This window comes from Microbacterium sp. (assembly GCF_031178525.1).
GTDB lineage: Bacteria > Actinomycetota > Actinomycetes > Actinomycetales > Microbacteriaceae > Microbacterium.
Map to the genome: position 1 here is coordinate 1 of NZ_JAPSJA010000083.1, position 10,343 is coordinate 10,343.

Annotated in this window: 10 protein-coding genes; 7 read left to right on the forward strand and 3 right to left on the reverse strand. The window is 70.6% G+C overall.

Annotated features, from left to right (window positions below):
- The 3 genes from RIF89_RS07280 to RIF89_RS07290 all read right to left on the reverse strand — a co-directional run.
- The coding region (locus tag RIF89_RS07280) for a tripartite tricarboxylate transporter permease (protein WP_309068463.1) at window positions 1-1,402 on the reverse strand (1,402 nt) is incomplete at its 3' end.
- A 1-nt stretch (window position 1,403) separates the two neighbouring features.
- Window positions 1,404-2,000: a tripartite tricarboxylate transporter TctB family protein gene (locus RIF89_RS07285; protein WP_309068464.1), complete on the reverse strand. Its 597-nt coding sequence runs from the start codon at window positions 1,998-2,000 to the stop codon at window positions 1,404-1,406.
- On the reverse strand, window positions 1,997-3,019 hold the full coding sequence (locus RIF89_RS07290) for a tripartite tricarboxylate transporter substrate-binding protein (RefSeq protein ID WP_309068465.1): 1,023 nt from the start codon (window positions 3,017-3,019) through the stop codon (window positions 1,997-1,999). The genes RIF89_RS07285 and RIF89_RS07290 overlap by 4 nt, the downstream gene beginning before the upstream one ends.
- 127 nt (window positions 3,020-3,146) lie before the next feature.
- Between RIF89_RS07290 and RIF89_RS07295 the strand changes: the two genes are divergently transcribed.
- The 7 genes from RIF89_RS07295 to RIF89_RS07325 all read left to right on the forward strand — a co-directional run.
- Window positions 3,147-4,427, forward strand: coding sequence for an ATP-binding protein (locus tag RIF89_RS07295; protein WP_309068466.1), 1,281 nt, complete (start codon window positions 3,147-3,149; stop codon window positions 4,425-4,427).
- Window positions 4,424-5,167: a response regulator gene (locus RIF89_RS07300; protein WP_309068467.1), complete on the forward strand. Its 744-nt coding sequence runs from the start codon at window positions 4,424-4,426 to the stop codon at window positions 5,165-5,167. The genes RIF89_RS07295 and RIF89_RS07300 overlap by 4 nt, the downstream gene beginning before the upstream one ends.
- Before the next feature lie 97 nt (window positions 5,168-5,264).
- The gene (locus RIF89_RS07305; protein WP_309068468.1) at window positions 5,265-6,512 is read left to right on the forward strand and encodes an MFS transporter; all 1,248 of its coding nucleotides are present in this window, start codon (window positions 5,265-5,267) and stop codon (window positions 6,510-6,512) included.
- A gap of 192 nt (window positions 6,513-6,704) precedes the next feature.
- Window positions 6,705-7,514 carry a methylenetetrahydrofolate reductase gene (locus RIF89_RS07310; protein ID WP_309068472.1) on the forward strand — a complete coding sequence of 270 codons (810 nt, stop codon included), beginning with the start codon at window positions 6,705-6,707 and terminating at the stop codon, window positions 7,512-7,514.
- On the forward strand, window positions 7,511-8,386 hold the full coding sequence (gene purU, locus RIF89_RS07315) for a formyltetrahydrofolate deformylase (RefSeq protein WP_309068469.1): 876 nt from the start codon (window positions 7,511-7,513) through the stop codon (window positions 8,384-8,386). The genes RIF89_RS07310 and purU overlap by 4 nt, the downstream gene beginning before the upstream one ends.
- Window positions 8,387-8,425: 39 nt before the next feature.
- Window positions 8,426-9,835: an aminomethyl transferase family protein gene (locus tag RIF89_RS07320; protein WP_309068470.1), complete on the forward strand. Its 1,410-nt coding sequence runs from the start codon at window positions 8,426-8,428 to the stop codon at window positions 9,833-9,835.
- Between the two features lie 89 nt (window positions 9,836-9,924).
- A partial coding sequence (locus RIF89_RS07325) for a PadR family transcriptional regulator (protein ID WP_309068471.1) occupies window positions 9,925-10,343 on the forward strand: 419 nt, incomplete at its 3' end.

Consider the following 10,343-nt stretch of genomic DNA (forward strand, 5'->3'; position numbering starts at 1 on the left):
GCACGGAGAAGTCTCCGTTCGCGCTCATCGTGGCGTCGCGCAGGCTCGTCTCCGCGAGCGGGCCGAGCACCATCCCGATGATCAGCGGCGCGAGCGGATAGTCCGCCGCACGCATCACGAAGCCGACGACGCCGATCGCCAGCAGGAGGAGCAGATCGAACCTCGATCCGCTCGTCGCGTACGTGCCCAGCGCGCAGAACACCGTGATGCCGGCGAACAGGTACGGGCGCGGGATCAGCAGCAGTTTCGCCCACAGCATGGCGAACGGCAGGTTCAGCACGAGCAGCACGATCATGGCGATGAAGAAGCTCGCCAGCAGCGACCACACAAGGTCGGGTGCGCGCTCGAACAGCAGCGGCCCCGGCTGCAGCCCGTACTGCCGGAAGGCGGCGAGCATGATCGCGGCCGTCGCGGAGATCGGCAGCCCGAGGGCGAGCAGCGACCCCATCGCCATGCCCGTCGTCGCATTGCCCGCCGCCTCCGGGGCGGCGAGACCGCGGATCGCACCGGTGCCGAACCGAGGGGTCCTCCGGCGCGCGTCGAGCCGCTTCTCCACCCCGAAGGCCAGGAAGGTGGGGATCTCCGACCCTCCCGCCGGGATGACGCCGAACGGAAGGCCGATCGCCGTGCCGCGGAGCCACGCCGGTGCGGCTTCCTTGACCTCCCGGCGCGACAGCCAGGGCCGCCCGGTGGGCGTGATGATCGCCTTGCCGCCCAGCCGCCTCTCGAGGCACGCGACGTAGATCACCTCGCCGAGGGCGAGAATCGCCACGGTGACGGTGACGAGCGAGATGCCGTCGAACAGGTTCGGCGAGTCCATCGTGAACCGCGCTGCTCCCGACACGCCGTCGACCCCGATCACCGCGATGCCCAGCCCCAGGAAGAGCGAGGCCAGCCCGCGGGCGGGACTGTCCGTGACGACTGACGACGTGGCCGCGAACGCGAAGACCGCCAGCGCGAAGAACTCGGCGGGACCGAACCTGCTCGACAGGTCGGCGAGGACCGGCGCGAGGAAGACCAGGGCGATCGACGCGATGAATCCGCCGATGAACGCGCCGATCGCGGCGGTCGCGAGGGCCTGCGCCGCCCGCCCGTTCAGAGCCATCTTGTGGCCCTCGAAGGTCGAGGCGATCGCCGAGGCCTGACCCGGCGTGTTCATCAGGATGCCCATGGTCGAATCGCCGAACAGGCCGCCGAAGTACACGCCCGCGAACATGATGAAGGCGGCCGTCGGCTCGAGCGCGAAGGTCACGGGCAGCAGGAGCGCGACCGCCATGGACGAACCCAGACCGGGCAGAACGCCGACCGCGGTGCCGAGCAGGCAGCCGACGAGCACCCAGATCAGGTTCTGCCACGTGAGGGCGCCGGCGAAGCCGTCCGCCAGGAGGAGCAGGACATCCATCTCAGAACCTCCATCCGAGCAGGCCCGAGGGAAGGGGCATGCCGAGGACCATGTCGAACACGACGTAGGTGAGCGAGCTCAGCGTGAGCCCGACGAGCGCGTTGAACAGCCACCGCGGCGACGCGAAGCCGCGGGTGACGCCCACGAAGAGCAGAGCAGCGGCGAGGACCCAGCCGAGCACGTCCAGCAGCAGGGCGAAGGCGAGGAAGGACCCCACGACCCACGCCAGCGAGGCCCAGTCCACGCGGGTCGTCTGCGCGGACGCGGCGGGGGTCGCGGCGTCGACCTCCGGGCCGGGATCCTCGCGCTGCGTTTCGCCGCCCCGCCAGTCCCGCACCGCTTCCCATCCGAGCACGATCGCGAACAGGTACAGCCCCGCCGCGATGACGCCGGGGAAGAACTGCGGCCCGGGGAAGGCCGTCCCCTCCGGGACCTCCATGGTGACGATCCCGACCACCAGGTAGGTGGCGAAGCCGGCCAGGACCGCCGGCATGAGCAGGTCCCTCACCAGGGTCGTCACGGCGCGGGGCCCACCGCCCAGCGAGATGCCGTCGCCGACCACCACGGACAGCGCGGTCGGATTGTTCGAAGCCCTCATCGCCCCATCTCCTCGTACAGCGCCGCGATCCGGGAGTGCTCGACCTGGAGGAACTCCGTCAGCTCGTCGCCCGTGATCACGCGCTCGGTCCAGTGGTATCGCTCGACCGCATCCCGCCACTCGGGGGTCTCGAGCGTCTCGAGCACGACATCCGTGAGTTCCTGCGTCTCGGCCTCGGTCAGTCCGGAGGGCGCCGCCACCATCCGCCAGTTCGTCAGCGAGACGTCGTATCCCTGCTCCGCCGCCGTCGGGATGTCGATGCCCTCGATCGGCTCCTCGGAGACGAGCGCAAGAGCCCGCAGGTTGCCCGATTCGATCTGATCGACGTTGTCGGGGTATCCGCCGGCCGCGGCCTGTGCTGTCCCGTTCAGGAGCGCCTGGATCGCCTCGCCGCCGCCGTCCGAGGAGATGTACGTGGTCTGCGTCGGACGGATCCCCGCGGCGAGCGCGAGATCCGTGACCACGAGCTGATCGAAGGATCCGCCGCCGGTCCACGGCAGCGCCTGGGGATCCTCGCGCCAGGCCTCGACGAGATCGTCGAGGGTCTCGTAGGGCGAGTCGGCGGGGACGACGATGACGTCGTACTCCTCGACCATCGCCGCGACCGGCGTGACGTCGTCGAGCGTGGCGTCGGAGCCGAACTGGATCGTGGCGGCCAGAAGGCCCGTGCCGCCGACGAGCAGATTGTTCGGCTGCCCCTCCAGCACCGAGACGTTGCCGAGGGCGATCGTCCCGCCGGCGCCGGGCATGTTGACCACCTGGACGTTGTTGACGAGGCCGTTGGCCTTCTGGGCCTGCTGCATCTCGCGGGCGACGCCGTCCCACCCGCCACCGGCCGCGGCCGGGGCGATGATGGTCATCGACGAGCGGAGGTCGGCTCCCGCGGCGGCGGACGCGACCGACCCGTAGACGGCCGTGCCGACCACCGCGGTGGCGAACGCTCCGCCGACGATCCGCGGGATCAGTCGGCGCACGGACGCGCGCTCGCGGCGTCCGGAATCGGGTTCGTCTCTGGTCATCTCTGCTCCTTCGTGCGGACATCGTCGTCGCCGCAAGACGGGTAATAGGATGAGCCGCCGTGGCGCGGGCCGCCCCGGCCTGAGGCGTTGTGACCATTGATGCTCACGGCCGCGGACACGCGAGGAGATGAGAAGGATCGGACTGGACACGCAGGCACGCGCCGTCCGACGCGTGATGATCGTGCTGCCGTCGGTGATCGTGCTCGCGGCGGTCGCGCTGACGACCGTCGTGGCGATCACACTGCAGGAGCGCAGCATCCGGGACACGACCGCGCAGCGCGTCCACGAGGTCGCCACCGGCCTGGCGGCGCTGCGCGAGGTGCGCACGGCCCTCGGGGCCGCGGCACCCGCCGGCACGCCGGGCGACACGGCCGACGCGGCGGACCTCGCGTCGGCGACCGCCGCGCTGCAGCCGCTGGCCGACCTCGTCGAGCGCACCGCCGGTGTCTACTACGTCGTGATCACCGACGACGAGGGCGTGCGGATCACGCACCCCGACCCGGCGCAGCGGGGGGTCCAGGTCGCCACGACGACGGATGCCGTGCTCGCGGGCGAGGAGTTCCTCGGCACAGAGACGGGGCCCTCCGGCCCGTCGCTGCGCGCCAAGGTGCCCGTGCGAGCCGCCGACGAGGACGTCGTGGGCATGGTGGCGGTGGGCATCCTGGAGTCGAGCATCTCCGCGCAGCGGGACGAGGCGATGGGCAGCCTGCTGCCCTGGACGTTCGCCGCGCTCGTGGCCGCGACGCTGGCGAGCTCGCTGCTCGCCGCGGCGATCGAACGGCGCTTCCGCCGACTCGACGCAGTGCAGGCGCAGCACGAGCAGCTGCGCCACGTGACCGCGGCGCTGCGTGAGCAGTCACACGAGTTCGGCACGCGACTGCACGTGATCCACGGTCTGGTGTCGCACGGCGACAAGGAGGAGGCGCTGCAGTACATCGACGGCATCGTGCCCGTGCTGACCTCCGGCGGTGACGGATCGGCACGGCCCACGGGGCTGCTCAGCGCGAGCATCGAGGCGCTGCGCACCGAGCTCGGCGCTCTCGGCACGCGGCTCGAGACCGACATGGACATGGACATCCCGATCGACGAGGGCGTTCTGCTCGTCTTCGCGAATCTGTCCCGCAACGGCGCGGAGGCGGGGGCGGCGTCCGTGCGATGCACGCTGCGGCACATCGACGGCCGCTTCGTCGGGTCTGTCGTCGACGACGGTCCCGGGATCGACCCGGCCGACATCGATCGCGTCTTCACGCGCGGATACTCGTCGAAGCCGGATGCGTCGGGCGCGGGACGCGGACTGGGCCTCGACCTCGTGCGACGGACCGTCACGTCCCGCGGCGGCACGATCGAGCTCAGGCGCACGGCGCGCGGCGGCACGCGCTTCGACTTCGATCTGGCGGACGAGCGATGAGCGCGGCACTCGGGGTGCTGATCGTCGACGACGATCAGGGCGCGCGGGCGCTCCACAGCCGCTTCGTCGCCGAGACGCCCGGCTTCTTCGTGGCCGGGACCGCGGCGACGGGACGATCTGCGCTCGCCCAGGGCGGGCGCGTGGATCTCGTCCTGCTCGACATGCGCCTGCCCGACATCAGCGGCATCGAGGTCCTGCATCGCCTCCGCACGCTCGGCGCGGACAGCCCCGACGTGTTCGTGATCAGCTCGTCCCACGATCAGGTGACCGTCCGGCAGGCGCTGGCCGCGCACGTGGTGGGCTATCTGGTCAAGCCGTTCACCCAGGATGTCCTGCAGCAGCGGCTCCTGCGCTACGCGAGCGAGTCGCGCGCTCGGAGCGAGGCGGCGCGCGCTCTCCCCCTGGGGCAGGGGGAGATCGACCGGCTGCTCTCCACCGGCACGCTGGCAGTGCCGCCTCGGACTCCGGCGCCCGCGGAGGCCGGCGCCGCGACGGTGGCGCACGCCCGTCTTCCCAAGGGCCTCGCCGAGGTCACGCTGGATCGTGTGATCGCCGCGCTGGACCCGGTGCGCCCCGTGTCGGCATCCGATCTGGCGGCGGCATGCGGCATCTCCCGCGCCACGGCGCGCAGGTATCTCGACCACCTCGAGGCGTCCGGCCAGATCGCCCTGTCCCACAGCTACGGCAGGCGGGGCAGACCCCGCGTCCTCTACCGGCTGGCCGTGGCGCCGCCCGAGTGATCGGACCCGAACGCCGCCACGCGGAACGGGCGTCGTCCCACTCACCGGGACCCTGCGACTCGGGGCCCTGCCGAGCCCCCGGATAGAGTCACGGCCTGTGAGCGACGACGAGCAGCCAGCCGGACCCCGAACCGTCGAGCGCCGCGTCCACCTCGGGTTCCTGCTCCTGACGCTGTGCCTGATCGCCGTGAACATGCGCGCGACGATCACGGGCATCGGCCCGCTGCTGGAGCAGCTCACGGCCGACACGGGCGTGTCCCTCGCGGTGCTCAGCGCCCTGACCTCCGTGCCGCTCGTCGCATGGGCGCTGTGCTCGCCGCTCGCGCACACCGCCGCCCAGCGCTGGGGGCTCAACCGGGTGCTGACGGTCTCGCTGATGCTGCTCACGGCCGGCACGGTGATCCGCTCGCTCCCCTTCGTCCCCGCGGAGGGCTGGCCCGTCGCGACCCTCTGGTTCGGCACGGCCGTGATCGGCGTCTCGCTCGCGGCGGCGAACGTGCTGCTGCCCGCCGTGGTGAAGCAGTCGTTCGGCACCCGCGTGCCCGCCGTCACCGCGCTGTACACGGCGCTCCTGGCGGGCTGCGGTGCGATCGCGTCGGGCATCGTGGTGCCGATCTCGCACATCGTCACCGGCGGCGAGGCGTGGGGCTGGCGGATGGCGCTGCTCACGGTGTGCGCGACGCTGCCGGTCGCGCTCGCGCTGTGGGCGGTGCACCATCACCGTGCGGGTCACGGCCGGGGCGTGAAGCGCCCGGCGGGCGCGAAGCGCGGGCCGAGCGTGTGGGGCGACGCGGTGGCGTGGCAGGTGGGCGCGTACTTCGGCGTGCAGGCCTCGCTGTTCTACGTGCTGCTGACGTGGCTCGCCCCGATGGCGATCTCGTACGGCCGCGGCGAGGCGCAGTCCGGCGTGGACACCATGATGTTCCAGCTCACGGGCGTGATCAGCTCGCTCGCGCTGCCGCTCGTGCTGCGGGGCCGCCTCGAGCGCTGGGTGCCCGCGCTGCTTCCGGTGCTCGCCCTGATCGCGATCGCGGGGATGATCGCGGCGCCCGGCGGCATCCTGTGGTGGGGGATGCTGGCGGGACTCACGAGCGGAGCCTCTCTGGCGATGTCGCTCACGCTCATGGCGTCGCGCGCCCGTGATCACCACACCGCCTCCGCCCTGTCGGGCATGGGTCAGTCGGTCGGCTACGCCTTCGCGGCGTTCCCGCCGATCGTCTTCGGCGTGCTCCACACCACGGTCGGCGGGTGGATCGCGCCGCTCGCGTTCAGCGGCGTGCTGCTCGTTGCGCAGGCGCTGATCGGGATCCTCGTCGGCCGCGAGCGGTACGTGCTCGACCGCTGACGCGCGCGATCGTCCGGTCGTCCGGCCGATTCTTCCGAACTGCCTATGGACATTCCCTATCCACATAGGTAACGTGCCTGGCGGATGCGCAAAGAGGCGCAGCAGACCGGAAGGATCGACCCAGTGTCCGACTCTCTGAGGGCTGACTTCAGCTCGCCGCAGGCGCGGCTCGCCGCTGACTACTCGCTCGAGATGACCGGCAAGGACGTGCCAGGGCTTCACGAAGCGCAGGATGTGATCCCGCCGGGAACGCGCGTGAACGTGACGTTCCTCGGCAACGAGGATCTGGAGATGCGGGTGGCCGCGGCCAAGGCCGTGAGGGAGGCGGGCTTCGTCCCGATCCCGCACATCTCCGCCCGTCGCCTGTCGTCGCAGGCTCAGCTCGAGGAGTTCCTCGACCGGCTTCAGCAGGTCGACGCGACCGAGCACGTGTTCGCGGTCGGCGGCGACCCCGCCACCCCGGAGGGACCGTACGCCAGCGCGTTCGACGTCATCAGGTCGGGCGTGCTGCAGTCGTACGGCGTGCGCGAGGTCTCGATCTCCGGTTACCCGGAGGGCCACCCGGACATCTCGACCGACGTGCTGTGGGACCACCTCGAGAAGAAGGCCGAGTCGCTCAAGGATCAGGGCCTCGGCGCCGTCCTCCTGACGCAGTTCGCGTTCGACACGGATCCGGTCACGACCTGGATCCGCGGGGTGCGTGACCGCGGCATCGACGCGCCGATCCGCATCGGCACGCCCGGCCCTGCGGGCATCAAGCGCCTGCTGAACTTCGCCCGCCGCTTCGGCGTCGGCGCGAACGCGATGATCGTCAAGAAGTACGGCTTCTCGCTCACCAACCTGCTCGGCACCGCCGGTCCCGACACGTTCGTCACGGAGCTGGCCGACCTGCTCGCCGCGGACGGCGGAGCGGGCGAGGTCAAGCTGCACATGTACGCGTTCGGCGGGCTGCGCGCGACGGCCGAGTGGGCGCGGGACTATCAGCAGAAGGTGTCGGCATGAGCCTGCACAACCCCGCCCTGCTCGATCGCGCGTGCCTGATCGTGCACGGCCCGGATCAGCCGGGCATCGTCGCCGCGATCGCCGCGCTCATCACGCGCAACAAGGGCAACATCGTCTCGCTCGACCAGTACTCGTCCGACCCCGTCGGCGGCGACTTCTTCCAGCGCGTGGTCTTCCACCGGCCGGACCTGGTCGCCGCGATGTCCGACATCCAGGCGGATCTCGCGAAGACGCTCGAGCCGTTCGGCATGGAATGGACGCTCACGGACCAGTCGGTGCCGAAGCGGATGGCGATCCTGGCGTCCAAGAGCGACCACTGCCTGCTCGACCTGCTGTGGCGTCACCGCCGCGGCGAGCTGCCCGTCACGGTGCCGATGGTGATCTCGAACCACACCAACACGGCCGAGGACGTCCGCACGTTCGGCGTGCCGTTCTTCCACGTCGAGTCGCAGGCCGGGCCCGACAAGAGCGAGTCGGAGGCGCAGATCCTGAAGCTGCTGGACGGCAACGTCGACTTCGTGGTCCTCGCCCGGTACATGCAGGTGATCTCGGGCGACTTCCTGCAGAAGGTCGGCGTCCCGGTCATCAACATCCACCACTCGTTCCTGCCCGCCTTCATCGGCGCAGGGCCCTACCGCAAGGCGAAGGAGCGCGGCGTCAAGCTCATCGGCGCGACCGCGCACTACGTCACCGAGGAGCTCGACGAGGGTCCGATCATCGAGCAGGACGTCGTGCGCGTCACGCACGTCGACACGGCAGAGGACCTGCAGCGCCGCGGAGCCGACGTGGAGCGCGCCGTGCTGTCGCGCGCCGTCGCGTGGCACGCCGAGGACCGCGTCATCCGCCAGGGCAACCACACCATCGTCTTCTAGTCACCCGCACACCACCCACCACAACAGAGAGGTTTCATCGTGGGACACAAGAACCTGCAGGAAGTCATCGACGCCAAGGGATCGGCCGTCGACCTGCTGCGCAACTCGCAGATCGGCTCGTACATCTACCCCGTCGTGCCCGCCGACTTCCAGAACTGGATCAAGGAGCAGCGCGCGTGGCGCGAGACGGCCGTCCTGTACGACCAGTCGCACCACATGGACAACCTGTTCCTGAAGGGATCCGACGCGATCAAGCTGATCAGCGACACCGCGATCAACTCGGTCGCGAACTTCCCCGTGGACAAGGCCAAGCAGTACGTGCCGACCAGCTCGACCGGCGGCGTGATCGGCGACGGCATCCTGTTCCGCGAGGCCGAGGACGAGTACGTGTACGTGGGCCGCGCGCCGGCCGCCAACTGGCTGCTCTTCCACGGTGAGAAGGGCGGCTACGCGAACCTCGACATCGAGGTCGACCGCCGCTCGCCGTCGCGCCCCTACGGCGACGCGGTGCAGCGCAAGTACTACCGCTTCCAGATCCAGGGCCCGCGCGCGTGGGAGGTCATCGAGAAGCTCAACGGCGGCCCGCTCGAGCAGCTGAAGTTCTTCAACATGTCGACCATGCAGATCGCCGGCAGGACCGTGCGCACGCTGCGCCACGGCATGGCCGGTGCCCCCGGCCTGGAGATCTGGGGTCCGTACGCCGACCACCACGCGATCCGCGACGCGATCGTCGAGGCGGGCGCCGAGTTCGGCCTTGTCCCCGTGGGCTCCCGCGCCTACCCGTCCAACACCCTGGAATCGGGCTGGATCCCCTCGCCGCTGCCTGCCATCTACTCGGGCGAGGCCGAGCGGGCCTATCGCGAGTGGCTGCCCGCCGACAGCTACGAGGCAACCGGCACGCTCGCCGGCTCGTTCGTGTCGGAGGACATCGCGGACTACGAGCTCACGCCGTGGGAGCTGGGCTACGGCTCGTTCGTGAAGTTCGACCACGACTTCATCGGCCGCGACGCGCTCGAGAAGGTCGACCCCGCGTCGCAGCGCAAGAAGGTGACGCTCGCCTGGAACGCCGAGGACCTCGGCAAGGTCTGGACGTCGCTGCTCGACGTCGAGGGCCCGCAGTACAAGTTCTTCGACCTGCCGCTCGCGAACTACGGCTCAGCGAACTACGACCGCGTCGTGGACGCCGACGGCACCACGGTCGGCTTCTCGATGTTCACGGGCTATAGCGCGAACGAGAAGCGCGGTCTCTCCCTCGGCACCGTCGACCCCGACGTGCCCGAGGGCACCGAGCTGAAGGTGGTCTGGGGCGAGCCGGACGGCGGCTCGAGCAAGGCCTCGGTCGAGCCGCACGAGCAGTTCGAGGTGCGCGTGGTCGTCAGCCCCGTGCCGTACTCGACGGTCGCCCGTCAGACCTACCAGGGCGGATGGCGCACCGGGTACAAGGGCTGATCGAGCGCGGTGACGACGGGGGTCCGGGCCGGTTCGCGCCCGGGCCCCCGGTCGTATAGAAGTGGACGAAGGATCAAGGGGGTGAGCGGATGAGCCTGCGATACGCGCTCATGGCGCTGCTGCGCGTCGGGCCGCTGTCGGGATACGACCTGCAGAAGCAGTTCCAGGTGTCGGTCGGGCACCTGTGGCACGCGCCGGACAGCCAGATCTACCCCGAGCTGCGGAAGATGGAGAGCGAGGGGCTCGTGGTCGGCGAGGACCAGCCCCGCGGCGAGCGCGGCACGCGCCGCGTCTATCACCTCACCGAGGACGGCGAGCGGGCGTACGTCGGCTGGATGGAGGAGCCGCTCGCCTACACGCGCGTGCGCGAGCCCGCGAGCCTCAAGGCCGCGTACCTCGAGGCCGCTTCGCCGCCCGCGGCACGTGCGTTCTTCGACGACCACGTGCGCCATTGGCGCGGCGAGCTCGAGCAGTGGGAGGCCGAGCTCGGCCGCATCGACGCGCGCAT

Coding starts and splice junctions, on each gene's coding strand:
- RIF89_RS07285 (WP_309068464.1), bottom strand. CDS start 2,000: ATGAGGGCTTCGAACAATCCGACCGCGCTGTCCGTGGTGGTCGGCGAC.
- RIF89_RS07290 (WP_309068465.1), bottom strand. CDS start 3,019: ATGACCAGAGACGAACCCGATTCCGGACGCCGCGAGCGCGCGTCCGTG.
- RIF89_RS07295 (WP_309068466.1), top strand. CDS start 3,147: ATGAGAAGGATCGGACTGGACACGCAGGCACGCGCCGTCCGACGCGTG.
- RIF89_RS07300 (WP_309068467.1), top strand. CDS start 4,424: ATGAGCGCGGCACTCGGGGTGCTGATCGTCGACGACGATCAGGGCGCG.
- RIF89_RS07310 (WP_309068472.1), top strand. CDS start 6,705: ATGACCGGCAAGGACGTGCCAGGGCTTCACGAAGCGCAGGATGTGATC.
- purU (WP_309068469.1), top strand. CDS start 7,511: ATGAGCCTGCACAACCCCGCCCTGCTCGATCGCGCGTGCCTGATCGTG.